Source organism: Limnohabitans sp. 2KL-17 (assembly GCF_003063415.1).
Classification (GTDB): Bacteria; Pseudomonadota; Gammaproteobacteria; order Burkholderiales; family Burkholderiaceae_C; genus Limnohabitans_A.
The window spans coordinates 131217-155559 of sequence record NZ_NESK01000001.1; the positions used below are offsets into that span (position 1 = coordinate 131217).

A 24343-nucleotide genomic window follows, 5' to 3' on the forward strand; every position below is an offset into this window, starting at 1 on the left:
TGGTAAGGTCTCGACTTCAAAACTTCTGAACACGGAGAATATCGTGAGCAACAAAGGTCAACTTTTGCAAGACCCTTTCCTGAATGCACTGCGCCGTGAGCATGTGCCAGTGTCCATTTATCTCGTGAATGGCATCAAACTGCAAGGCCAGATCGAATCTTTCGACCAGTACGTCGTTTTGCTTCGCAACACAGTGACCCAGATGGTTTATAAGCATGCCATTTCGACGATTGTTCCTGGTCGTTCGGTGACTTTCAATACACCCGAATTGGGTGAAATCACCGCTTGATGTGGGTGTTGATTGCCCGATGGTTTGATTCCACCATCGGAGGTTGCTGACATTGTCTGAAATACTTTCCAACAAGCCTGCGCCGACCTTACTGGTCGGCGTTGACTTTGGGCTGCCGCATTTCGACGCGGATCTCCATGAATTGGGTTTGCTGGCCGAGTCGGGGGGCCTCCAACCCGTGGCCCGACTGACATGTAAGCGCAAGGCCCCCGATCCCGCATTGTTTGTCGGCAGCGGCAAGGCCGACGAGATCAAGGCGCTGGCCATGATGCACGGCGCGGTCGAGGTGGTGTTTGACCAGTCTCTGAGCCCGGCACAACAACGAAATCTTGAGCGCCATATTGGCTTGCCAGTGAACGACCGCACCTTGCTGATTCTTGAAATCTTTGGGCAGCGTGCGCGCAGTCACGAGGGCAAATTACAGGTTGAATTGGCTCGCCAGCAGTATCTGAGCACACGCCTGGTCCGCCGCTGGTCGCATCTGGAACGTCAAAGTGGCGGCATCGGCATGCGAGGCGGACCGGGTGAGACCCAAATCGAACTCGACCGCCGCATGATCAACGACTCGATCAAGCGCATCAAGGATCGCCTGGTCAAGGTCAAACGCCAGCGCAACACCCAACGCCGACAGCGTGAGCGGCGTGACACTTTCAATATATCGCTGGTGGGTTACACCAATGCCGGCAAGTCCACCTTGTTCAACGCACTGGTCAAAGCGCGGGCTTTTGCTGCTGACCAGTTGTTCGCCACGCTTGACACGACCACGCGCCAGTTGTATCTGGGCGAGGCGGGGCGATCGGTGTCCTTGTCAGACACTGTGGGTTTCATACGTGATTTGCCGCACGGTCTGGTCGAGGCCTTTCAGGCTACCTTGCAAGAAGCCACTGACGCAGATCTGCTGCTGCACGTGGTGGATGCTGCCAACCCGAATTTTCCTGAGCAAATGGCCGAAGTTCAAAAAGTGTTGACCGAGATCGGGGCCGATGCTGTCCCCCAATTGCTGGTTTTCAACAAGTTGGATGCTTTGGACGCAGAGCGCTACCCCCTGCAATTGCAAGACCAATACGAGGTAGATGGCGTGTCCGTTCCTAGGGTGTTTTTAAGTGCCAAATCCGGCAAAGGCCTCGACCTGCTGCGTTCGGCTTTGTCTGGCATCGTCATGGCCGCCTTGCCCTCGGTCGAGGCAAAGATTGCAGATCCCCGTGACTTGACCCGGGAATATCCGGGGGGTTTGAATTGAAGTCCTACCGAATTCGGCACAATGCGGGTTCGTCATCCTGTCAAAGACACTTCACCATGAATTTTCATCTGCCAGCCCTTCGATGGTCCTTGCTCCCAGCAAAGATCCGCGGCATTTTCAATCTCAACGACCCACGCTGGGGTCGAGACGACGACAAATCAAACCCCGATGCAGGCAACAAGCCCAGCAACGATGTGCCGCCACCTTCAGGCCCCAAGCCAGATGCTTGGCAGCAACCGCCAGGACGTGGCTCGCAACAACAAAGTGGCCCCCCAGACCTGGACGAACTCTGGCGCGATTTCAACCGCAAGCTTGGCAACTTGTTTGGCGGCAAGGGCGGTCCTCAAGGACCTCAAGGTTCGGGTGGATCCGGTGGCGGCTCTGGTGGCCCCGGCATTCCTGTTTTCTTTAAAAATCTCGGCTTGGGCGTGATCCTGGCTGCGGCCTTGTTGGTCTGGCTGGGCACTGGGTTTTTCATCGTGCAAGAAGGTCAGCAGGCCGTGATCACCCAATTTGGCAAGTACCACAGCACGGTGGGTGCCGGTTTCAACTGGCGCATGCCTTACCCCATTCAGCGCCAGGAGTTGGTGTTTGTGACCCAGATCCGTTCTGTTGATATTGGGCGCGACAACATCATCAAGGCCACGGGCCTGCGTGAATCGGCGATGCTGACCGAAGACGAGAACATCGTCGAGATCAAATTCGCCGTGCAGTACCGTTTGAACGATGCCCGTGCCTACCTGTTTGAAAGCCGCAACCCGACCGAAGCCGTGGTTCAGTCCGCTGAGACCGCCGTGCGCGAGGTTGTCGGCAAGATGAAGATGGACTCGGCTCTTGCAGAAGAGCGGGACCAGATTGCGCCCCGAGTGCGCGAAAAAATGCAGACCATTCTGGACCGCTACAAAGTGGGCATCGAAGTGGTGGGCATCAACTTGCAGCAAGGTGGTGTTCGCCCCCCTGAGCAGGTTCAGTCGGCATTTGATGACGTGCTGAAAGCCGGTCAAGAGCGTGAACGTGCCAAGAACGAAGCCCAGGCTTATGCCAATGATGTGGTACCCCGTGCTGTGGGTGCGGCTTCCCGACTCAAGGAAGAGGCCGACGCTTACCGTGAACGCATCGTGGCACAAGCCGAAGGTGATGCTCAGCGGTTCAAGACCATCCTTCCTGAATACCAGAAGTCGCCTCAAGTCATGCGTGACCGCATGTACACCGACACCATGCAGCAAATTTACAGCAACGTGACCAAGGTCTTGGTGGACAGCAAGCAGGGTTCGAATCTTTTGTATTTGCCACTCGACAAAATCATGCAGCAAGTCACAGCAGTGGCGCCTCCCGCCGCCCTGGATACCCCGGCCGCATCGGCCAGCGCCAATGGGGCCAACAGCGGTGCAGTGGACACTCGTTCACGTGACCTCCAGCGTTCGCGTGACCGCGATCCACGATAAGGACTAATAAAATGAATCGCATCGGATTGTGGATTTCAACGCTGTTGGTGGCCTTTGTGCTCTTCAGCTCAACCGTTTTTGTGGTCGACCAGCGCCAGTTCGGCGTGGTCTATGCTTTGGGCCAAATCAAGGAAGTCATCACCGAGCCGGGCTTGCACTTCAAGCTGCCGCCTCCATTGCAAAACGTCAACTACATCGACAAGCGCTTGCTGACCCTGGACAGCCCGGACAACGAGCCCATGCTGACGGCTGAAAAGCAACGTGTGGTGATCGACTGGTATGTGCGTTGGCGCATAACCGATCCACAGGCTTATATCCGCAACGTGGGTCTGGATGAAAAAGCCGGTACCAGCCAGCTCAACCGGGTGGTTCGCAACGCCTTCCAGGAAGAGATCAACAAGCGCACGGTCAAGGAGTTGCTGTCACTCAAGCGTGAAGAGCTGATGGATGATGTAAAAGCCGCGGTTCTTGTTGTGGTCAAGGGCGCTAAACCCTGGGGCGTTGATGTCGTGGATGTGCGTATCACACGTGCTGACTACGTGGACACCATCACCGAGTCGGTCTATCGCCGAATGGAAGCTGAGCGCAAACGCGTGGCCAACGAGTTGCGCTCAACCGGTGGTGCCGAAGGTGAAAAAATTCGTGCCGATGCCGATCGTCAGCGCGAAGTGACGGTGGCCAATGCTTACCGTGATGCCCAGAAAATCAAAGGGCAGGGCGATGCCCAGGCTGCGCGTCTGTATGCCGAATCGTTTGGCCGTGACCCCCAGTTTGCGCAGTTTTACCGCAGCCTAGAGGCCTACAAATCCAGCTTCAGCAGCAAAAGCGACGTGATGGTGCTTGATCCGGGCAGCTCTGAGTTTTTCAAAGGCATGCGCGGCTCGTCTGGCGTGGCGGCTCCCCGGAAGTAAGCTTTGCTCGACACCCTCCTGCTGGCGTTGGGCCTGATGCTCATCCTGGAGGGCTTGATGCCCATGATCTCGCCCTTCAAGTGGAGGCGCCTTTTTGAGCAGCTTTTGCAGCTCGATGATGGGCAAATCCGTTTTTTCGGCATGCTGATGGTCATTGCGGGATTGTTGATCTTCTGGATTGTTTCCTGAATCCAATCCCGGAAACCGGCATTCAAGCCGGTAAAATCCCTTTTTTAACAGTCCCCCTAAAACCCCATGTCTGCTTGGGTCCTCCCGGATCACATTGCCGATGTCTTGCCCTCTGAGGCACGCCACATCGAAGAACTCCGTCGCGAACTGCTGGACACTGCCCGTGGATATGGCTACGAGTTGGTCATGCCGCCGCTGCTGGAGCATTTGGAATCCTTGCTCACCGGCACGGGTGAAGCGCTTGATTTGCAGACCTTCAAACTGGTGGACCAGCTGTCTGGCCGCACACTGGGTTTGCGGGCCGACACCACCCCCCAGGTGGCCCGGATTGATGCCCACTTGCTCGGCCGTTCCGGGTTAACCCGTCTTTGCTATTGCGGCCCGGTTCTGCACACGCGCCCAGCACGTCCTCATGCCACCCGCGAACCCTTGCAGTTGGGGGCCGAAATTTACGGTCATGCGGGTCCAGAGGCTGATCTGGAGATCCTGCAATTGGCCCTCGACTGCCTGCGTGCAGCCCGCCTGGACAATTTGCAAGTCGACTTGGCAGATGCCCGCATCGTCAACAGTCTGCTCCATGCCGAGGCCACTTCTGATGTGATGCGCCACGACATCCATGCTGCGCTGGCCATTAAGGACGGGAGCGCCATTGCGCGCCTGACCTCCGGTTTTTCGCCTGCCAACCGCGATGGTTTGCGAGCCCTTGTCGACCTGTACGGTGATGCCCACGTGCTTGACGAAGCGGTCAAATGCCTGCCCCAAACACCCGCCATCCTTGATGCGCTGTCACAACTGCGTTGGTTGGCTGGACAAATTTTGGGGGCTGCCATTAGTTTTGACCTGGGTGACTCCCGAGGCTATGCCTATTACAGCGGCATGCGTTTTGCCATTTATGCCAAAGGCGCATCCGATGCCTTGGCCCGTGGTGGACGGTACGACGGCGTCGGCGCCGTTTTTGGCCACCGCATTGACCGCGATCGCCCGGCAGTAGGCTTCAGCCTGGATCTGAAAGAATTGGTGTCGGCTGTGACACCCTTGGCATTGCGCGCAGCCATCCGTGCGCCCTGGAGCAACTCGGGTAATTTGCACTCGGCCATTGCTGCTTTGCGCGGCCGTGGCGAAACGGTGGTGTGCATATTGCCAGGGCACGAAAGCGAAGTTGACGAATTCCATTGCGACCGCGAACTGGTTGAAGCAGCAGGGCAATGGGTTGTACAGGCTCTTTGAGAAAGAACATTTCAAGCATGAACATGAAGCAAGGCCGTAATGTGGTCGTCGTCGGGACCCAGTGGGGTGACGAGGGCAAAGGCAAACTGGTGGACTGGCTGACCGAAAGCGCCCAGGGCGTGGTGCGTTTCCAGGGAGGGCACAACGCGGGCCATACGCTGGTGATCAATGGCGTTAAAACCGCCTTGCACCTGATCCCCAGCGGCATCATGCGTGCACGTATCAAGTGCTACATCGGCAACGGCGTGGTTTTGTCGGTGCCCAAATTGCTCGAAGAAATCGCAGGCCTTGAAAAAGCCGGTGTCGAGGTTCGTTCGCGCCTGCGCGTGAGTGAAGCTTGCCCCTTGATCTTGCCATACCACGTCGCGCTGGATGTAGGTCGCGAGGCCGCCAAAGAAAAAGCGGGCACTGCCAAGATCGGCACCACCGGCCGCGGCATTGGACCTGCCTATGAAGACAAAGTGGCCCGTCGTGCCTTGCGTGTGCAAGACCTCAAATACCCTGAGCGGTTTGCCACCAAGCTGCGTGAAAATTTGGCACTGCACAACGAGGTGCTGGTCAATATTCTGGGTGCATCCCCCGTTGATTTCGACGCCACTTTCAACGAAGCCATGGCCTACGCCAAAGAGCTGCTGCCCATGGTGGCCGATGTTTCGCGCGAACTGAACGAGGCCCACAAAGCCGGCGCCAACCTGCTGTTTGAAGGTGCCCAAGGCACCTTGCTCGATGTGGACCACGGCACCTACCCATTTGTGACCTCCAGCAATTGCGTGGCGGGCAATGCGGCCGCTGGTTCGGGTGTGGGCCCTGGCATGCTGCACTACATCTTGGGCATCACCAAAGCCTATTGCACCCGCGTGGGCGGTGGCCCTTTCCCGACCGAGCTCGATTGGGAAACCCCTGGCACTCCTGGCTACCACATGTCAACTGTGGGCGCTGAAAAGGGCGTGACCACCGGGCGTTCACGCCGCTGTGGCTGGTTTGATGCCGCCTTGCTCAAGCGCAGCGCCCAGGTCAACGGCCTGTCCGGTTTGTGCATCACCAAGCTGGATGTGCTGGATGGCCTCAAAGAGTTGCTGCTGTGCACCGGCTACGAGCTGGACGGTGAAACCATCGATATTTTGCCCATGGGCGCTGACGAAATCGCCCGTTGCAAGCCCATTTACGAAGTGATTCCTGGCTGGACCGAAACCACTGTGGGCGTGACAGAGCTGGACAAACTGCCCGCCACCGCCCGCCGATATCTGGCGCGCATTGCCGAAGTGACGGGCGTGCCCGTTCATGTGGTGTCTACCAGCCCCGACCGCAACCACACCATTTTATTGCACGACCCTTTTGCGTCCTGAATCCCTGGTTTCAAAAGCAGACACCGACCTCAACCCCCTCATTTTTGGAGTATTCCCATGTTGACCGAAGACGGCAAGCACCTGTATGTGAGTTATGACGAGTACCACAACCTGATTGAAAAACTCGCCATCAAAATCCACCAATCGGGTTGGGAATTTGACAATATTTTGTGCCTGGCCCGGGGTGGCATGCGCCCTGGTGACATCTTGTCCCGCGTTTTTGACAAACCATTGGCCATCATGTCCACCAGCTCTTACCGAGCCGATGCGGGCACAGTTCAAGGTCACCTTGACATCGCCCGTTACATCACCACGCCCAAGGGCGAAATCGCCGGCAAAGTGTTGCTGGTCGACGATTTGGCTGACACCGGCCACACCCTGCGTGCGGTGGTGGACCAGTTGAAAAACAACTACAAGCCTGTGACCGAATTGCGCACTGCCGTGATCTGGACCAAAGGCGTGTCCAGTTTCAAACCTGACTATTCTGTGGAAGATTTGCCCACCAACCCCTGGATCCACCAGCCTTTTGAGCCATACGACAACATGCGCCCCGAAAAACTGCTGGAAAAATGGAGCGTCTAACCGCTTGGGTGCCTGGCGCGCATTGTGTTTTTTGCAGCCTCCTACGGGAGGCTGTTTGCTTGAGGATGACAAGATGACCGATTCGAATTTCTCCAAGGGCATGACCGGGCTGATTCACCACCCTTACACCCCTCCCGCAGGTTTTGATGCCCCCCAGCCGGGCGTGTTCAAAGCGTCTACGGTGTACTTTCCAAGCGTGGCCGACATGCGCCAACGGGAGTGGAAAGACAAATCGGCCTACACCTATGGGCTGCATGGCACACCCACTACATACATGCTTGAAGAGCGCCTTTGCACCCTCGAAGGTGGCGCGCAGTGCGTGCTGGTGCCCAGTGGTCTGGCTTCTCTGGCGACTGTGGCCTTGGCCTTGCTGAAGAGCGGTGATGAGTTGTTGTTGCCAGACAATGCCTATGGTCCCAACAAGGCTCTGGCCGAAGGTGAGTTGCGCCATTACGGCATCACGCACCAGTTGTATGACCCGATGGACCCTGACGATCTGACGCGAAAGATCAATGCCCGCACACGCTTGGTGTGGCTGGAAGCACCGGGCTCGGTCAGCATGGAGTTTCCAGATTTGCCCGAGTTGGTGCGCCGCTGCAAGGCCCAATCCGTTTTGTCTGCCCTTGACAATACCTGGGGTTCGGGCCTGGCCTTCAAGCCCTTTGACTTGCTGGGTGACGGGTCTGGCGAACAGGGCAGTTTGGCGGTGGAAATCAGCGCCCATGCACTCACCAAATACCCCAGCGGCGGTGGCGATGTACTGATGGGCAGCATCATCACGCAAGACCCGTCTTTGCACCTGAAAATCAAGTTGTGTCACATGCGTTTGGGCTTGGGTGTCGGGGCAAACGATGCGGAGACCGTGTTGCGATCTTTGCCCAGCATCGCTTTGCGTTATGCCGCGCACGACCAGACGGCGCGCTCGCTGGCCGCTTGGTGGCAAAAGCAAGCGCAGTGCGCTCAACTGCTTCACCCTGCCTTTGAAGGGGCGCCTGGTCATGCCCATTGGCAAGCGCTGTGCGACCGCTCGCCTGGCACAGGATTGGCTGCAGGTTTGTTCAGCGTGATGATTGCCCCCCGGTACACCCAAGCCCAAGTCGACGCTTTTTGCGACGGCCTGAAGCTTTTTAAAATTGGTTACAGCTGGGGCGGACCAGTGAGTCTGGTGGTGCCTTATGGCCTGGCTTCGATGCGACAAAGCTGGCCGGCTCATTTGAAGCCCGGCACATTGGTGCGCTTTTCCGCAGGCCTTGAGTCGGTGCAAGACCTGCTGCTAGACTTGCATCAATCTGCGCACGCCCATTTGCCCTTGGTGTGAAGTGCGCTGCAATAAGGTGGGCTCTACCCGTTTTGTGTTCGCACACTCAGTAGTTACATGGCTGTTCAGTGGTGCATCTGTCGGCTAATCTGGTCAGCATGAAAGCACCTCTGTATGGTCATGATCTTTGAACCCCGGCACCCTGAGGGGGCCACTGGGCAGTCAGACTCAGCACGCCCCGACAGGTTGCCCAATATGGCATCCCCCTATGTCCCCCCACCGCCCGAGGGTCCGCAATCTCACATTCGTGAATTGGGCTTTACTGACCCCTTTCGCTGGCTGGCCCGGGGCTGGCATGACGTGCGGCAACACCCTGGCATCGCCTTGTTTTATGGGTTGTGCTTTTGGGGTATGGCCCAAGTGCTGGCCCTGGTTTTCAAACACCAGCCCGAATACACCATGTCACTGGTGTCGGGTTGTTTGCTGGTTGGGCCCTTTCTGGCCATGGGCTTGTACGAGGTCAGTCGCAAAAGAGAGCAGGGCGAAGTGCCCGACATGGCCTCGTCCTTGATGTGCTGGGACCGGCGTATCCGCAGCATGGGCATGCTGGTTTTGGTAATCATGCTGATGGCCTTGCTTTGGGGCCGTGCATCGCTGGTGGTTTTTGCCGTTTTTTTTAACACCGGCATGCCTTCAACCACGGGCGTAATTGAGGCAGTCTTCAATCCGCAAAATATCGAATTCCTGATGGTATATCTGGCCGTGGGGGGTGTCTTTGCCGTGCTGGTGTTTGGCCTGTCGGTGGTCTCCATCCCCATGATTCTTGACCGCGACACAGATGCCATTTCGGCAGGGCTGACCAGCATGCGCGTGGTTTTATCCAACCCTGGCGTGATGCTTTTGTGGGGCCTTTTGTTGAGTGCTTTGGTGCTGACGGCCTTGTGGCCATGGGCCTTGGGCATCGTCGTGGTGGGGCCGTGGCTGGGGCATGCCAGTTGGCACGCTTACCGTTGCAGTGTCGAGTGGCAAGAAATCCCGGAAGAAGCTGTTACATTGGGCAGCACAAATTAAAGGAGCCATCTTGGCCACACCCAACTACGGATTCGAAAAACGCCAGAAAGAACTGGCCAAGAAACGCAAAAAAGAAGACAAGCTCAAAGCCAAGTCCGACCGCAAGTCGGGTCATTTTTCTGAAGATGGCACCGAGTTAGACGATGCACAAGTCACCCCTGAGGAGCCATTGGCGACAGACTCGCCAGTCACGCAAAGCCCCAGCCCCTGACAGTCCATGAGCGCCGACTTTACTGTGGCGCCTGCACCAGATTTTGGGCCAGTGTCAGCATGTGTTCCATGCTGTGACTGGCAGGGGTAATCAAGGGGGCTTTGGCGTAATTCACAAAATTATTCCCTGTTGAGTTTTCATAACCCGGGTCGTAGTGAACTGTCAGCAGTTCGGTGACGACCTCACGCATTTCACCCCGCTCGATTCTTTCTTGCCAGCCTTCCACCACGACTTTGCCGCGCAGCGCTGTCAGGCGCTCCAGACGGTCGGCAAACAAGGCCCGGTCTTGCGTGAAAAACGCATAGTCTTCCATCAGCAAATTCACCCGGTTTTCCAGCGACAAATCCACCCGCAAGCAAGCACTGGCTCGCATGGCCACCATCAAATCGGCGGGCACCGTCAGGTTGCCCACCTTCTTGCTTTCTGCTTCAACAAAAACCGGACGGTCGGCGCTGAAAGCGCGCAGAGCGTCCCACACCTGTGTGTCAAAGGCTTTTTGCGTGGGTTGCGGGGTGCCCGGAATCAAGCCCAGCACCGAGCTGCGGTGGCAGGCGATGGCCTCCAGGTCCAGCACCTGGGCGCCTGCTTGCGCCAAAGCCTGCAGCAAGCGGGTTTTACCTGAGCCGGTTGGGCCGCACAGCACTTGAAAATGCAGACGCTGCGCCTGACGGGGTGTGTCTTCCACCACTGCCTTGCGAAAGGCCTTGTAGCCTCCTTCGATCAGGTGCACCTTGAAGCCGATTTGCCCAAGGATCAGGGCCAGCGAATTGCTGCGCTTGCCGCCACGCCAGCAATACACCAGCGGTTGCCAGTTCCTGGGCTTGTCCATCACATGCGTTTCAATGTGGTGGGCGATATTTCTGGCCACCAGGGCGGCGCCGATTTTTTGTGCCTCAAACGGGTTGACTTGCTTGTACAGCGTGCCCACCTTGATGCGCTCTTCGTTGTTCAGGGACGGCCAGCTCAGGGCGCCGGGCAGGTGATCTTCGGCATGCTCACCTTCAGAACGGGCGTCCAAAATGGCATCAAACTGGTTCAAGTTGGCCATGGCCTCTGTGGCCGGGATCAGGTGAAGGCTCATTTCAATTGTTTTTTCAAAGTGGGCCAGACATTGGCCAGCATGCGCGGCTGCGCAGCTTCATTGGGGTGAATGCGGTCGGCTTGAAACCATTTCAGGGGTTCTGGGTCGTCGCCAATGCCTTGCAAAAAGAAGGGCACCAGGGCCGCCTTATGGCTTTTGGCCACCTGGGCGTAAGCCGCTTCAAACTGGCGCGCCATGTCGGGTCCGTAATTGGGTGGCATTTGCATGCCGAGCAGTAACACCTGGGCACCTGCCGATTTGGCCTGACGTGTCATTGTGAGCAAGTTGTCTTGCGTCATGTTCAAGGGCAAACCGCGCAGGGCATCGTTGCCCCCCAGTTCGATCACCACATGGCTGGGTTGGTGTTTTTGGAGCAGGGCGGCCATGCGTGAGCGGCCGCCAGATGTGGTTTCACCGCTGATGCTGGCGTTGATCACCTCCACACCGGGCTTTTCCTGGGCCAGTTTTTTTTGCAGCAAGGCGACCCAGCCCGTGCCGCGTGTGAGGCCGTATTCGGCGCTCAGCGAATCGCCCACCACCAAAACGCGCTGAGCCGGCGCAGCGCAAAGGGGCGCCACAAAGCCCCAGCAGGCAAGGGCCAGCAGGCTCCAGTTAAAGTGGCGTCGTCTCAACAAAGGTTTGTGCATGCCTGAATCCATTATTGCCGTGCGTGGCGTCTCGAAAAGTGTGCAGGATGCCAGCGGCAAGCTGGACATTTTGCGCGATATCGAGTTTTCTTTGAACGCCGGCGAAACAGCCGCTATTGTCGGTGCTTCCGGCTCCGGCAAAAGCACCTTGCTGGCCATTTTGGCGGGCTTGGACACGCCCAGCTCCGGCCAGGTGCTGTTGGCTGGGCAATCGCTGTTCGATTTGTCCGAAGACGAGCGCGCAGCGGTTCGGGCCCGGCATGTGGGTTTTGTGTTTCAGAGCTTTCAGCTCATGCCCAACCTGACCGCCCTCGAAAACGTCATGCTCCCGCTGGAGCTGGCCGATCGGCAAGATGCCCGCAGCACCGCCACGGCCATGCTGCAGCGCGTCGGCCTCGGTGAGCGCCTCAAACATTTGCCCAAAGTGCTCTCTGGCGGCGAACAGCAGCGCGTCGCTCTGGCTCGCGCCTTTGTGGTTCAACCCGATTTGCTGTTGGCCGACGAGCCCACAGGCAGTCTGGACCATGCCACTGGAGAAGCCATCATGGACCTGATGTTCGCGCTCAACCGCGAGCAAGGCACCACCCTGGTACTTGTCACGCACGACCGCCAACTGGCGGCGCGCTGTGAGCGCATGCTGGTGATTCAGGCCGGTCGCCTGTCGGAATCCGTGGCTTCTCAGGCTTGAAAGCAGACACCGTTTGCCAGACTTGGCGCTGATAGAAGCTTGGACCAACGATAATCCAGGGTATGTCATCCCACAAAGTGCTGTTCGGCTTTCATGCCGTGGGCGTTCGCCTCAAGATCGCGCCCCAATCCGTTGTTGAAATCCATTACGAGGTCACCCGCCGTGACGCCCGCATGCGGACGTTCATCGACAAGGCCCGTGATTCGGGCATGCGCCTGATCGAATCCGATGGCGAGCGACTGGCCAAGCTGGCCGGCAGCCATGGCCACCAGGGCGTGGTAGCCATGGTCGCGCCCATTCCCCAGAACCATTCGCTGGACGATCTTCTTGACACCGTCGAAGGCCCGCCCTTGCTTTTGGTGCTCGACGGTGTGACCGATCCGCACAACCTGGGCGCTTGTCTGCGCGTGGCCGATGGCGCAGGTGCGCATGCGGTCATCGCCCCCAAAGACCATGCGGCCGGCATCAATGCCACCGTCGCCAAGGTCGCCAGCGGGGCAGCCGAAACCATGCCGTACTTCATGGTCACCAACCTGGCCCGCACATTGGGTGAACTCAAGGAACGCAGCATCTGGGTGGTGGGCACCAGCGACGATGCCCCCCGCACCATCTACCAAGCCGACCTGAAAGTGCCCACCGCACTGGTTTTGGGTGCTGAAGGCGCTGGCATGCGCCAGCTGACCCGCAAAAATTGCGATGAACTGGTCAGTATCCCGATGCGCGGGGCGGTGGAAAGCCTGAATGTTTCCGTAGCCAGTGGTGTCTGTCTCTACGAAGCTTTGCGACAGAGAACCTGAGCTGCCATACCCCTTTTGCCCTGAATCAAGCCATGAAAAAAACCTTCACTCGCCTCACGGTGTTTGCCGCTTCGCTGGCGGTCGTCCTGTTGACGGCCTGCACGCAAGAGCAGCAAAACAAGATCAGCCGTGACATCCAGAACTGGACCGGTACCAATGGTGTGCTGGAGGTCTATGCCGGGGACAAGCTGGTGCGTCGATTTTTGAAAGTCGACAAGATCAGCACTGCTTTGGGCACCGACGACAAGTCGCCCCGTGCCTACCGCTACGGCTATGGCGTGCTGGATGAAAACCTGAACATGCTGGCCGATCCTGACGAAAAGAAGGTGTATTTCGAGGTCAGCGATTATTCGAACACGGTGTTCTTCGAGAACCCGCGCTGAGCCGTTTCAGACCCAGCCCAAGACACCCAGCAGGGCGCCGAAACCAATCAACCACAGCATGTGCACTTTCGTGCGCCAGACCACCACGGTGGTCAAAGCTGTCAGCCCATACACAGGCCAGTCGCGTGCAGGCTGTGTGTGGTTCATCGTCAGCAGCCAAGCCGTGGCCAGTAGCAGGGCGATCACGATGCGGGCCATGCCTGACTTGAAAGCCCGAATGCCCAGCTTTTCGCGGTGCTGGTGCGCCCAGCGCGTGGCTGTATAGGTCAGCACCGATGAGGGCAGCATGATGCCCACCATGGTCACCACCACCCCCAGGCTGGCCAGGCCCACGCTGACCCAGCCGCCCCCCAAACCAGCGCCGGCGTTCAGCCCCACGTTGAAGCCCATCAAAGCCACAAACAAAATATTGGGACCTGGTGCTGCTTGCGCCAAGGCAATGGACGAGGTGAACTGTGCCTCGCTCAGCCAACGGGTTTCGTCCACCAGAAAGCGGTGCATGTCGGGCGCTGTGGTGATGGCGCCCCCCACGGCCAGCAGCGACAAAGAGGCAAAGTGGTTGAACAGGCTCAGCCAATCCTGGCTCGACAGTTGCAGCACAGGGTTCATGGCGTGTCTGAAGCTTGGGCGGCCTGGCGGGCCAGTTGAAGATAAGCCCAGCTGCACGCCACCAAGCCAGTGGCCAAAAGCACATAGGCCAAAGGCCAGCGCAACAAGCCCACCCCCACAAAACTGGCGGTGGCCAACACCACGCACACCGGCATGCCCATGGGGTTGCTGCGCAGGGCGCTCATCAACTTGAGGCCGACGGCTGCGATCAAACCTGCAGACACAGCCCCCATGCCGCGCAAAGCGCCTTGCGCCCATGTCTGGTCAGACACGCCACCAAAGGCCACGGCCACCAGCAAGACCACCACCATGGGGGCGGCCAGCATGCCCGCCATCCCTGCCATAGCCCCGGGTAATCCAAAGTAGCGGCCACCGATCATCAGCGACAGGTTGATCACGTTCGGGCCTGGCATGATCTGCGCGACTGCCCAGTCTTCGACAAATTGCTCGTTGGTCATCCAGCGTTTTTTCTCGACCATCTCGCGCTGAACCACTGCCAACACACCGCCAAAACCCTGCAGCGCCAACAGGGTGAAAGACACAAAAATATCGGTTTTGGAGTGGGGGCGGTTGAGGGGGGGGAGTTCATGCATGGTGGGCATTATCCTTGTGTGTTTCTGCAAATTCCTTGGCGTCCAGCCACAGCAACTGGCCGCGACCGCCTTCACTCAGACGCTCGGTCAAGGCCGGAGCCCCGGTTTCAGGCAGCGCAAAAAGCATGCTCACCTCGCTGCCGTGTATGACAGCCTGCAACTCCACCTGGGCCAGATCCAACTCGCGCCGCACCCAGCCTTCAAGGGCATAGGGAACGCTGCAGGCCAGTCGAGCTTGTTGAATCAGTGCTATTTTTTCGGCCGTCAGCAGGGCCTGTGCCACCGCTTCGGTGTAGGCCCTCACCAGCCCTCCTGCGCCAAGCTTGACGCCCCCAAAGTAACGCACCACCGAGGCCATCACGCCTTGCAGGTCGTGGTGCCGCAACACCTCCAACATGGGTCGGCCTGCCGTGCCCCCGGGTTCGCCATCGTCGTTAGCGGCCGATTGTCCTCCCGCCAAAAGCGCCCAGCACACATGGGCCGCATCCGGGTGCTCAGCCTTGAGTTGGGCCACCCGTGTCTGCGCTGCTTCTCGCCCGGCAACGGGTTCCACGCAGGCGATAAACCGACTCTTTTTGATGACCAGTTCGTGGTGAGCGGGGTGCGCAAGGGAGAAAGACATGGGGTGATTGTCCTGGATGTCCCGAAGTGAGCATGTGCTGCCGAATACCCGCTGGCTTCTTAAGCCCAAGCCCAAGCCCATACACTAGCGGGTTATCCCGATATCCAGTCCATGAACGCCTTTGTCGACGTCTCCTTTTTTCCGCGCGATGCCAAGCCCCTGACCAGTTACCGCAAGTTCTGGGCGCAGCGCTTTGGCACGGCCCCCATGCTGCCCATGAGCCGAGAGGAAATGACGCAATTGGGTTGGGACAGCTGCGACATCGTGCTGGTCACGGGCGACGCCTACGTGGACCACCCGAGTTTCGGCATGGCCGTGATTGGCCGCATGCTGGAAAACCAGGGTTTTCGGGTCGGCATCATTGCACAGCCCGACTGGACCAGTGCCGAAGCCTTCAAGGCGCTGGGCAAGCCCAACCTGTTTTGGGGCGTGACCAGCGGCAACATGGATTCCATGATCAACCGCTACACCGCAGACCGCAAAATCCGCACGGACGACGCTTACACCGCCGGTGATGTAGGAGGTAAGCGGCCCGATCGCGCCGCGATCGTTTACAGCCAGCGCTGCCGCGAGGCATTCCCGGACACGCCCATTGTTCTCGGCGGCATCGAGGGCAGCTTGCGCCGCATCGCGCATTACGACTACTGGTCCGACAAGGTGCGCCGCTCAGTGGTGGTGGACAGCAAGTGCGACTTGCTTCTGTACGGCAACGCCGAACGGGCCATTGTGGAGATCGCCCACCGCCTGGCCAACCGTGAACCCGTGCAACAGATCACCGATGTTCGTGGCACCGCCTTTGTGCGCCGCCAGGGCGACGAATCGGCCCAAGGCTGGTTCGAGATCAATTCCACCAGTGTGGATTCGCCTGGCCATGTCGAGGCGCACATCAACCCGTATTTGATGATTTCCGACCAGGCACGGGAGCAGGGCGCCACTTGTGCCCGCGAAGAAGAAGCCAAGGAAGTGGCCAATACCCACAACGCCCAAAACGTCGAGACCGATTTGTCGGCGGCAGTGGCTCAGGCACGCGCCGTTCAATCGGTCATTCAGCCCCTGACATTTGTGCCCAACCCTGCGCTGCGGGGCAAAGGCACCCACAAAGTCGCGCCGCGCGACAAGAGCGTGATTCGCCTGCCCAGCTACGAGCAAGTGAAGTCTGACCCGGTGCTTTACGCACATGCCAACCGCGTGCTGCACCTCGAGACCAACCCCGGCAACGCCCGCTGCCTGGTGCAAGCGCATGGCGAAGGCCACACCGCCCGTGACGTGTGGATCACACCGCCCCCCATCCCGCTCACCACCGCAGAGATGGACCATGTGTTTGACCTGCCCTACGCGCGCAGCCCGCACCCGCGTTATGCCGATGAACAAGGCGGTCACGACGGCACCACCAAAATTCCCGCGTGGGAGATGATCCGGTTCAGCGTCAACATCATGCGCGGCTGCTTTGGTGGCTGCACTTTTTGCTCGATCACCGAGCACGAAGGGCGCATCATCCAAAGCCGTTCCGAAGAATCCGTCATTCGCGAAGTGGAGGAAATCCGCGACAAGGTCAAGGGTTTCACAGGCGTGATTTCAGACCTGGGTGGCCCCACGGCCAACATGTACCGTCTGGGCTGCAAAAGCCCCGAAATTGAATCGGCTTGCCGCAAACCCAGTTGCGTCTTCCCTGGCATTTGCCAGAACCTGACCACCGACCACGGCCCGCTGATCAACATGTACCGCCGGGCCCGAAACCTCCAGGGCATCAAGAAAATCCTGATTGGCTCGGGCCTGCGTTACGACCTGGCCGTGCAGTCGCCCGAATACGTCAAAGAACTGGTGCAGCACCATGTCGGCGGCTATCTGAAGATCGCGCCTGAGCACACCGAGGGTGGCCCGCTGTCCAAGATGATGAAGCCGGGCATCGGCACCTACGACCGCTTCAAGTCGATGTTCGACAAATACAGCGAAGAAGTGGGCAAAAAACAGTTTCTGATTCCGTATTTCATTGCCGCCCATCCTGGCACCAGTGACGACGACATGATGAACCTGGCCATCTGGCTCAAGAAAAACGGCTTCAGAGCCGACCAGGTGCAGACCTTCTACCCCAGCCCGATGGCCACAGCCACGGCCATGTACCACTCCACCCGCAACCCGCTGCGCAAAATCACCCGCGACAGTGAAAAAGTGGACGTGGTCAAAGGCGACAAACGACGCCGCCTGCACAAAGCATTTTTGCGCTACCACGACTCGAGCAATTGGCCTTTGCTGCGCGAAGCGCTCAAGGCCATGGGCCGCGCCGACCTGATCGGCAACGGCAAACACCACCTGATCCCAAGCTGGCAACCGCTGGCTGAAGACGGCTACCAAAGCGCGCGCCGCAAAAACAGCACGGGAGCAGGGGCCAAGTCGTCGGTGTCTTTGTCCACCGCACCCAAGCGCATGGGCCAACCCCAAAAAGGCCAGTTGCTGACGCAACACACGGGTCTGCCACCGCGTAAAAAGGGCTGAGGCGAAAGCGGTTTCTGTCCGTTCTCAAGCGGGCTGCAGTGCGTGCAGCAGTTCTGTCTCGATCTCGATCTGCGCCTTGTTTTGCTGCAACTCGGCGCCGCTGATCAAGAAACTGTCTTCCACCCGTTCACCCAGGGTGCTGATTTTGGCCAGTTGCAGGTTGATGCCGTGCTTGGCCAGAACGCGGGCAATGCTGTAGAGCAGGCCGTTACGGTCACTGGCCGAGATGCTCAGCAGCCAGTTCTGGGCTTTTTCATCGGGTTTGAGCGTGACCCTTGGGGTGACGGGAAAGCTTTTCACCCGGCGTGATACCCGACCTTTGGTTGGCGTGGGCAGGGGGCCCTGGCGCTCCAGGGTCTGGGTCAGGCCCGACTCGACCATGGTCATCAACTCCCGGTAATGCTCGGGCAGCAGGCTGGTCACGATCTGAAAAGTGTCCAGCGCCCAACCGGTTCGGGTGGTGTGGATTTTGGCATCCAGCACGCTGAAACCCGATTGGTCAAAGTGCCCACATATACGGGCAAACAGGTCGGGCTGATCGGGTGTGAACACCATCACCTGCAGACCTTCACCCACGGGCGAGGGGCGGGCCCGCACGATGGTACGAGCTTGCTCCTGGTTGGGCAGCGCCACATGGCGTGACAGTTGCCGTGTGTGCCAGGCGATGTCAGACGCATCGTGTCGCATGAAATAGCCCACATCCAGCGTGTCCCAAAAAGCCTTGTGACCTTCGTGGGGTTGTGCCAAGCGGGCCAACTCAATCAGGGCTTCGCGTTTGCGGGCTTCCACTTCTGCGTTGGCATCGGGTGCGCGGCCACCGAGCACGCGCAGAGTGGATTTGTACAAATCTTCCAGCAGTTTGCCTTTCCAAGCGTTCCATACCTTAGGACTGGTGCCTCGGATGTCGGCCACCGTGAGCAAGTACAGCGCAGTCAGGCGCCGCTCATTGCCCACGCGTTGTGCAAAGCGGCCAATAACTTCTGGTTCGCTCAGGTCTTCTTTCTGGGCCACATGGCTCATGGTCAGGTGTTCACCCACCAGGAACTCGATCAACTGTGCATCGGCCTTGTCAATCTGGTGCTGTCGGCAAAAGGTGCGCACTTCGGTGATGCCCAATTTGGAGTGGTCGCCGTCACGGCCCTTGGCAATGTCGTGAAACAGCGCGGCGGTGTACAAAATCCATGGCTTGTCCCAGCCGCCGGCCAATTGAGAGCAAAACGGGTATTCGTGTGAGTGCTCGGCCATGAAAAAGCGCCGCACATTGCGCAGCACCATCAGGATGTGCTGGTCCACCGTATAGGCATGAAACAGATCGTGCTGCATCTGGCCCACAATGCGCCTAAAGACCCACAGGTAACGCCCCAGCACCGAGGTCTCGTTCATCAAGCGCATCGCGTGCGTGATGCCCTGGGGCTGCTGCAAGATCTGCAAAAAGACCTGGCGGTTGACCGGGTCGCTGCGAAACCGCCCGTTCATGATGGCGCGCACGTTGTACAGCGCACGCAGCGTCCTGGCCGACAAACCCTTCACGCCCGGCGTGGCCTGGTAAAGCAAAAAGGTTTCGAGGATGGCGTGCGGGTGCTTTTGGTACAGGTCATCGCTGACCACTTCAATCAGGCCCGCTTTTTCAGAAAAGCGCGCGTTCAAAGGTCTGAAATCGTTGACGTCTTCGCCCCGGTCCGATTTCAAACGGTCCTCGATGTTGAGCAACAAAATCTGGTTGAGCTGCGTCACCGCCTTGGCGGCCCAATAGTATTGGCGCATCAGCTTTTCGCTGGCACGCAAAGCCAGGCGTCCCTCGGGCGTCACATCCGAGGTGTAACCAAACGACTCGGCCACATTGGTTTGCAGGTCAAACACCAGTCGGTCTTCACGGCGTTTAGCCTGCAGATGCAGCCGGGCGCGGATCAACCCGATCAGGGCTTCGTTGCGTTTGATTTGGCGAGCCTCCAGGGGCGTGGCCAGGCCTTTGCGGGCGAGCTCGTCCCAGCTGTGCCCCAGACCCGCTGCACGGGCCACCCACAAAATCACCTGCAAATCACGCAGGCCACCCGGTGACTCTTTGCAATTGGGCTCCAGGGCGTAGGGCGTGTCTTCAAACTTGGTGTGGCGCTGGCGCATTTCCAGCGTTTTCGCGACCAAAAAAGCCTGCGGGTCCATGGCGGCCTGAAAGTGCTTTTGGAACGCGGTGAACAAGCGGGTGTTGCCGGTCACCCGGCGTGACTCGAGCAGGGAAGTTTGTACCGTGATGTCTTTGGCGGATTCGGCCAGACATTCACCCAGGGTGCGCACGCTGGAGCCGATCTCGAGGCCCGTGTCCCAGCAACTGCCAATGAAGCGTTCCAGCTGGCCTTGGAGTTCTGGGGTGTTTTCGGGCGACTGGCCGTCAGGCAGCAGGACCAGCACGTCCACATCGGAATACGGGAACAATTCGGCACGGCCAAAACCACCCACAGCGACCAGGCTCAATTCTGAAGAAAAGCCTGCGTTTTGCCACAACTGGATCAGCAAGCCATCGGCCAAGATGGACAGTTGCTTCAGGGTCTGTTTGAGGCCCCGCACCGCCGAGCCGCTGTTGGCCAGGCTGAGCAGCACAGCCGCTTTGTCGTGCTTGTAAGTATCGCGCAACAGGGCCAGCTTGGCCAACGGATCCTGGGGGTTCATCTCAGGCTGTGGCTTGGGCGGTAATAAAGGCTGGAATCGGGGGGCTGCCTGCCGACAAGGTCAGCACTTCGTAGCCGGTATCTGTCACCACCACGGTGTGTTCCCACTGGGCTGACAGCGAATGGTCTTTGGTCACGATGGTCCAGCCGTCGCCCATTTCCTTGATGTCACGTTTGCCGGCGTTGATCATCGGCTCAATGGTGAAAACCATGCCGGCGACCAGCTCCACCAGCGTGCCGGGCTTGCCGTAATGCAGCACTTGCGGTTCTTCGTGAAAGCCCCGGCCAATGCCGTGACCGCAAAACTCACGCACCACCGAAAAGCCATGGCCTTCCGCAAATTTCTGGATCGCATGGCCAATGTCGCCCAGATGGGCGCCGGGCTTGACTTGCTCAATGCCTTTCCACATGGCTTCATAAGTCAGTGTGGCCAGCCGTTTGGCCGCAATGGGTGCTTCGCCCACATGAAACATACGGCTCGTGTCGCCATGCCAGCCCTCTTTGATGGTGGTGATGTCGATGTTGAGCGAATCGCCTTTTTTAAGGGGTTTGTCATTGGGTATGCCGTGGCAGACCTGGTGGTTGATCGACGTGCAGATGGACTTTGGGTATGGCTTGTAGCCACCCGGTGCATAGTTCAGCGGCGCAGGGATGCATTGCTGCACATTGACCATGTAGTCGTGACACAACTTGTCGATTTCGTTGGTGGTGATGCCCGGTTTGATGAAGGGTTCGATGAAGTCGAGGACTTCAGAAGCCAGGCGGCATGCCAGGCGCATGCCTTCAATGTCAGCAGCGGTTTTGAGGGTAATCGTCATAGGAGGGTGATTATCCCATCGACTTAACCGGGGCGCTTGCGGGCAGGTCTTCTTGGTTTTTGCCCATGGTCATGGGCTCGCGGGTTATCACGGATTGGCGTGCTACCGCCTGAACTGTATTCTGTATACAGACATGAAGCCACATTTGATTCAGCTGACCACGACCCCTGATTTGGTCGAACAGGTTTATGCCCGTTTGCTCGACGCCATCAGCGAAGGCGCACTGCAGCCGGGCGAACGCCTGACCCAGGAAGACCTGGCACAAAGATTTGCAGTTTCTCGCCAACCCGTTTTGCAGGCATTGCGGCTGCTCAAAAAAGACGGTTTTGTGGAAGACGCACCTGGTCGAGGTGTCCAAGTGACCCAGTTGGATGTGGCTTGGATTGCCAAGGTTTACCAGGTACGCGGCAGTCTGGACGCTCTGGCGGTTCGTCTGGCTGCCGAACGCAGCGCGCAACTTGCCCCTGGTATTTTTGAGCAAGGCCGTCAAGCCGAATCGAGCCAAGACGTCAAAGCCATGGTCGATGCCGATCTGGCCTTTCACCGGGCCATTTACCAAGCCTCGGGAAACCCTCTGATTGCGCAGAGCATCGATCTGCATTGGCACCATCTGAAACGTGTCATGGGCGCTGTCTTGCAGTCTTCTCATCAACGACAAACCGTTTGGCATGAACACGAAGCGATTGCGCAAGCCATTGCCAAAGGTGATGCCGACTTGGCCGTTCGCCTGGTGCAAGAGCATGCCTACGAGGCCAGTTTGCAACTCACAGCCCGACTGTCCGAGCAACTTTTACACAAACCAAAAACCGGAGCACATCCATGAAACTGACACCTGAACAATTGGCGCAATTTGACCGCGATGGCTACCTTTTTTTCCCGGGATTGTTCACGCCCGAAGAAACCAAAAATCTGAACGATGCTGTGCCTGAGTTGTACAGCCGTCGAGAGGCTTTTAACGTGCGTGAAAAAGGCAGCGAAGCCGTACGCACCAACTTTGCTGCCCACCTGTATAGCGAGCCTTTTGCCAAACTGGCCCGCCACCCCCGCATGATCGAGCCCGTGCAAGACCTGTTTGGCGAAGCGCTGTACATGCACCAGTTCAAGATCAACGGCAAGATGGCCTTTGAGGGCGATGTGTGGCAGTGGCATCAAGACTACGGTACTTGGCTGAACGACGACCTCATGCCCACCGAGCGGGCCATGAACGTGGCCATTTTTCTGGACGACGTGAACGCCTTTAACGGCCCGTTGATGTTCATTCCAGGCAGCCACAAAAAAGGGGTGGTCGAAGCCAAACACGACCTGTCGACCACCAGCTATCCGCTGTGGACGGTGGACAACAACCTGATTTGCCAGCTGGTGCAACGCGCCGGTGACAAGGATGGCGGCATCGTCAGCCCTACTGGCACCGCAGGCTCGATGATCCTTTTCCACAGCTGCCTGGTTCACGCCTCCACCAGCAACCTGTCTCCCTGGAATCGCGTGAGTGTTTACCTGAGCTTGTGCGCTGTGTCCAACCACATCCGCCGTCACAAGCGCCCCGAATACATCGCCCACCGCGACTTCACGCCCATCAGCTGCTTGCCTGACGACTGCCTGCTGAACAGCTATCCGGTCGATCTGCCCTGGAAAAACGGCATGCCCGACAGCGCCCTTGAAACCTCGCTCGAAGAACTGAAAGCCGCCTGATGAACCTGCACGCCAAACTCCTGCAACGCGCTGCAGAAAACCGCCCGATCCGCATCGGTCTCATTGGTGCGGGCAAATTCGGCTCGATGTACCTGGCCCAAATTCCGCGCACGCCGGGTGTGCACCTGGTGGGTATTGCCGATTTGTCGCCAACTGCTGCCCGCGCTAACCTGGCCCGCGTAGGCTGGGCGGCTGAGCGCTTGACCGCAAAAAGTCTGGACGAAGCGGTCAAACTGGGCACCACCCACGTGGGTGAGGACTGGCAAAGCTTGGTGCGCCACCCGGCGGTCGATGTGATCGTCGAGTGCACCGGGTCTCCCCTCCATGCGGTAGACCACATCCTGGAGGCTTTTGCGCATCGCAAACATGTGGTCAACGTGACGGTGGAGGCCGACGCCTTTTGTGGCCCCTTGTTGGCCACCCGGGCGAAAACGGCGGGGGTGGTGTATTCGCTGGCCTTTGGCGATCAGCCCGCCCTGATTTGTGATCTGGTGGACTGGGCGCGCACCTGTGGTTTTCCGGTGGTGGCGGCTGGCCGTGGCCACAAATGGCTGCCGCACTTTTGCGAGTCCACCCCCGAAACGGTTTGGGGCTATTACGGTCTCACGCCCGAGCAGGCCGAGCGCGGCGGGCTCAATCCCAAAATGTTCAACAGCTTTCTGGACGGATCAAAGCCCTCGATTGAAAGCACAGCCGTCTCCAATGCCACCGGCTTGGGTGTGCCCAGCAATGGCTTGCTCTACCCGCCGGCCAGCGTAGAGGACATTCCTTATGTCACCCGACCCATCTCGGAAGGTGGGGTGCTGGAGCGCAAAGGCATGGTCGAGGTGATCTCCAGCCTTGAAAAAGACGGCCGAAAAATCCCGTACGACATCCGCATGGGCGTCTGGGTCACCGTGGAGGCCGAGACCGACTACATCAAGAACTGTTTTGAAGAATACAACGCCCACACCGATCCGTCTGGCCGTTACTTCACCCTCTACAAACGCTGGCACCTGATCGGGCTGGAGGTGGGTGTGAGCGTGGCGAGCGTGGCCTTGCGCAACGAGCCGACCGGCGTGGCCATTGGCTGGAATGCCGACGTGGTGGCCACCGCCAAGCGCGACCTTCAACCTGGCGACATGCTGGACGGCGAGGGCGGTTACACCGTCTGGGGCAAATTGCTGCCTGCGGCCACGTCCAAGCGCATGGGTGGCGTGCCGCTGGGCTTGGCGCACGGCGTCAAAGTCATTCGCCCCGTGGCCAAAGGCCAAAGCCTGACTTGGGACGATGTCGCCATGGACACCAGCACGCACGCTTACAAAATCCGGCGTGAGATGGAGGCCAGCGCGGTTTTGGGCTGATTTGCACGGGGGCCATGAGGGTCATGCCGCATAGGACTGCCGTGCTTTGGGCCATCTGAGTCAGGGTTTCCCCGGCTAAAATAGCCCTTTCGCCGGCAAGTCCCAGTCAGCGGCCCCGGCGCTGCGCTTATCCGTCCCTTTACAAGGC

25 protein-coding genes are annotated in these 24343 nt (G+C 58.7%); 18 read left to right on the top strand and 7 right to left on the bottom strand.

Features of this window, described 5'->3' with window-relative positions; translation table 11 throughout:
* The first annotated feature begins 25 nt into the window (after window positions 1-25).
* From hfq to B9Z45_RS00650, 11 genes are all read left to right on the top strand, one after another.
* Window positions 26-289 carry an RNA chaperone Hfq gene (hfq, locus tag B9Z45_RS00600; protein WP_108405371.1) on the top strand — a complete coding sequence of 88 codons (264 nt, stop codon included), beginning with the start codon at window positions 26-28 and terminating at the stop codon, window positions 287-289.
* Window positions 290-332: 43 nt separating this feature from the next.
* Window positions 333-1529: a GTPase HflX gene (gene hflX / locus B9Z45_RS00605; RefSeq protein ID WP_370445795.1), complete on the top strand. Its 1197-nt coding sequence runs from the start codon at window positions 333-335 to the stop codon at window positions 1527-1529.
* 56 nt (window positions 1530-1585) lie between these two features.
* On the top strand, window positions 1586-2974 hold the full coding sequence (gene hflK, locus B9Z45_RS00610; RefSeq protein ID WP_108405292.1) for an FtsH protease activity modulator HflK: 1389 nt from the start codon (window positions 1586-1588) through the stop codon (window positions 2972-2974).
* Between the two features lie 11 nt (window positions 2975-2985).
* Entirely contained in the window at window positions 2986-3885 is a 900-nt protein-coding gene (gene hflC, locus B9Z45_RS00615; protein ID WP_108405293.1) for a protease modulator HflC, read from the top strand.
* 3 nt (window positions 3886-3888) lie between these two features.
* The gene (locus tag B9Z45_RS00620) at window positions 3889-4074 is read left to right on the top strand and encodes a DUF2065 domain-containing protein (RefSeq protein ID WP_108405294.1); all 186 of its coding nucleotides are present in this window, start codon (window positions 3889-3891) and stop codon (window positions 4072-4074) included.
* 66 nt (window positions 4075-4140) lie between these two features.
* A complete protein-coding gene (locus tag B9Z45_RS00625) occupies window positions 4141-5301 on the top strand; it encodes an ATP phosphoribosyltransferase regulatory subunit (RefSeq protein WP_108405295.1) in 1161 nt (386 codons plus the stop codon).
* A 17-nt stretch (window positions 5302-5318) separates the two neighbouring features.
* Window positions 5319-6647, top strand: coding sequence for an adenylosuccinate synthase (locus B9Z45_RS00630; RefSeq protein WP_108405296.1), 1329 nt, complete (start codon window positions 5319-5321; stop codon window positions 6645-6647).
* A 57-nt stretch (window positions 6648-6704) separates the two neighbouring features.
* Window positions 6705-7229 (top strand): phosphoribosyltransferase, encoded by a 525-nt coding sequence (locus B9Z45_RS00635; RefSeq protein ID WP_108405297.1) that lies wholly within the window; start codon window positions 6705-6707, stop codon window positions 7227-7229.
* A 73-nt stretch (window positions 7230-7302) separates the two neighbouring features.
* The gene (locus B9Z45_RS00640) at window positions 7303-8547 is read left to right on the top strand and encodes a PLP-dependent transferase (RefSeq protein ID WP_108405298.1); all 1245 of its coding nucleotides are present in this window, start codon (window positions 7303-7305) and stop codon (window positions 8545-8547) included.
* A 195-nt stretch (window positions 8548-8742) separates the two neighbouring features.
* A complete protein-coding gene (locus B9Z45_RS00645) occupies window positions 8743-9558 on the top strand; it encodes a DUF2189 domain-containing protein (protein ID WP_108405373.1) in 816 nt (271 codons plus the stop codon).
* 10 nt (window positions 9559-9568) lie between these two features.
* Window positions 9569-9769, top strand: coding sequence for a hypothetical protein (locus tag B9Z45_RS00650; RefSeq protein ID WP_108405299.1), 201 nt, complete (start codon window positions 9569-9571; stop codon window positions 9767-9769).
* 19 nt (window positions 9770-9788) lie between these two features.
* Here B9Z45_RS00650 and mnmH read toward each other — a convergent pair whose 3' ends face one another.
* Together mnmH and B9Z45_RS00660 are read right to left on the bottom strand one after the other, a co-directional pair.
* A complete protein-coding gene (mnmH, locus tag B9Z45_RS00655; RefSeq protein ID WP_108405300.1) occupies window positions 9789-10850 on the bottom strand; it encodes a tRNA 2-selenouridine(34) synthase MnmH in 1062 nt (353 codons plus the stop codon).
* A complete protein-coding gene (locus B9Z45_RS00660) occupies window positions 10847-11497 on the bottom strand; it encodes an arylesterase (protein ID WP_108405301.1) in 651 nt (216 codons plus the stop codon). The genes mnmH and B9Z45_RS00660 overlap by 4 nt, the downstream gene beginning before the upstream one ends.
* On the opposite strand from B9Z45_RS00660, the gene B9Z45_RS00665 reads away from it, so the two are divergent.
* The 3 genes from B9Z45_RS00665 to B9Z45_RS00675 all read left to right on the top strand — a co-directional run bounded on the left by B9Z45_RS00665 (window position 11496) and on the right by B9Z45_RS00675 (window position 13365).
* Window positions 11496-12185: an ABC transporter ATP-binding protein gene (locus tag B9Z45_RS00665; protein WP_108405302.1), complete on the top strand. Its 690-nt coding sequence runs from the start codon at window positions 11496-11498 to the stop codon at window positions 12183-12185. The genes B9Z45_RS00660 and B9Z45_RS00665 overlap by 2 nt on opposite strands.
* 62 nt (window positions 12186-12247) lie before the next feature.
* Complete coding sequence (gene rlmB / locus B9Z45_RS00670; protein ID WP_108405303.1) at window positions 12248-12982, top strand: 23S rRNA (guanosine(2251)-2'-O)-methyltransferase RlmB; 735 nt, start codon at window positions 12248-12250, stop codon at window positions 12980-12982.
* Between the two features lie 32 nt (window positions 12983-13014).
* Window positions 13015-13365, top strand: a complete 351-nt coding sequence (locus B9Z45_RS00675) for a hypothetical protein (RefSeq protein ID WP_108405304.1) — start codon at window positions 13015-13017, stop codon at window positions 13363-13365.
* 6 nt (window positions 13366-13371) lie between these two features.
* On the opposite strand, the gene B9Z45_RS00680 is transcribed toward B9Z45_RS00675, so the two are convergent.
* The 3 genes from B9Z45_RS00680 to B9Z45_RS00690 are packed head-to-tail and all read right to left on the bottom strand — an operon-like array spanning window position 13372 to window position 15189.
* Window positions 13372-13974 carry a chromate transporter gene (locus B9Z45_RS00680; protein WP_108405305.1) on the bottom strand — a complete coding sequence of 201 codons (603 nt, stop codon included), beginning with the start codon at window positions 13972-13974 and terminating at the stop codon, window positions 13372-13374.
* On the bottom strand, window positions 13971-14576 hold the full coding sequence (locus tag B9Z45_RS00685) for a chromate transporter (RefSeq protein WP_108405306.1): 606 nt from the start codon (window positions 14574-14576) through the stop codon (window positions 13971-13973). Before B9Z45_RS00685 ends, B9Z45_RS00680 begins: the two co-directional genes overlap by 4 nt.
* Window positions 14560-15189 carry a YigZ family protein gene (locus tag B9Z45_RS00690; RefSeq protein WP_108405307.1) on the bottom strand — a complete coding sequence of 210 codons (630 nt, stop codon included), beginning with the start codon at window positions 15187-15189 and terminating at the stop codon, window positions 14560-14562. The genes B9Z45_RS00685 and B9Z45_RS00690 overlap by 17 nt, the downstream gene beginning before the upstream one ends.
* 111 nt (window positions 15190-15300) lie before the next feature.
* Between B9Z45_RS00690 and B9Z45_RS00695 the strand changes: the two genes are divergently transcribed.
* Window positions 15301-17682: a YgiQ family radical SAM protein gene (locus B9Z45_RS00695; protein WP_108405308.1), complete on the top strand. Its 2382-nt coding sequence runs from the start codon at window positions 15301-15303 to the stop codon at window positions 17680-17682.
* 24 nt (window positions 17683-17706) lie between these two features.
* Here B9Z45_RS00695 and B9Z45_RS00700 read toward each other — a convergent pair whose 3' ends face one another.
* Both B9Z45_RS00700 and map read right to left on the bottom strand, forming a co-directional pair.
* The gene (locus tag B9Z45_RS00700) at window positions 17707-20346 is read right to left on the bottom strand and encodes a [protein-PII] uridylyltransferase (RefSeq protein WP_108405309.1); all 2640 of its coding nucleotides are present in this window, start codon (window positions 20344-20346) and stop codon (window positions 17707-17709) included.
* 1 nt (window position 20347) lies between these two features.
* Complete coding sequence (gene map, locus B9Z45_RS00705; protein WP_108405310.1) at window positions 20348-21163, bottom strand: type I methionyl aminopeptidase; 816 nt, start codon at window positions 21161-21163, stop codon at window positions 20348-20350.
* 133 nt (window positions 21164-21296) lie between these two features.
* On the opposite strand from map, the gene B9Z45_RS00710 reads away from it, so the two are divergent.
* From B9Z45_RS00710 to B9Z45_RS00720, 3 genes are read left to right on the top strand one after another with little or no spacing between them, the layout of a single operon-like run.
* On the top strand, window positions 21297-21986 hold the full coding sequence (locus tag B9Z45_RS00710) for a GntR family transcriptional regulator (RefSeq protein WP_108405311.1): 690 nt from the start codon (window positions 21297-21299) through the stop codon (window positions 21984-21986).
* Window positions 21983-22852, top strand: a complete 870-nt coding sequence (locus B9Z45_RS00715) for a phytanoyl-CoA dioxygenase family protein (protein WP_108405312.1) — start codon at window positions 21983-21985, stop codon at window positions 22850-22852. Before B9Z45_RS00710 ends, B9Z45_RS00715 begins: the two co-directional genes overlap by 4 nt.
* Complete coding sequence (locus tag B9Z45_RS00720; RefSeq protein WP_108405313.1) at window positions 22852-24195, top strand: NAD(P)H-dependent oxidoreductase; 1344 nt, start codon at window positions 22852-22854, stop codon at window positions 24193-24195. The genes B9Z45_RS00715 and B9Z45_RS00720 overlap by 1 nt, the downstream gene beginning before the upstream one ends.
* Window positions 24196-24343 lie beyond the last annotated feature (148 nt).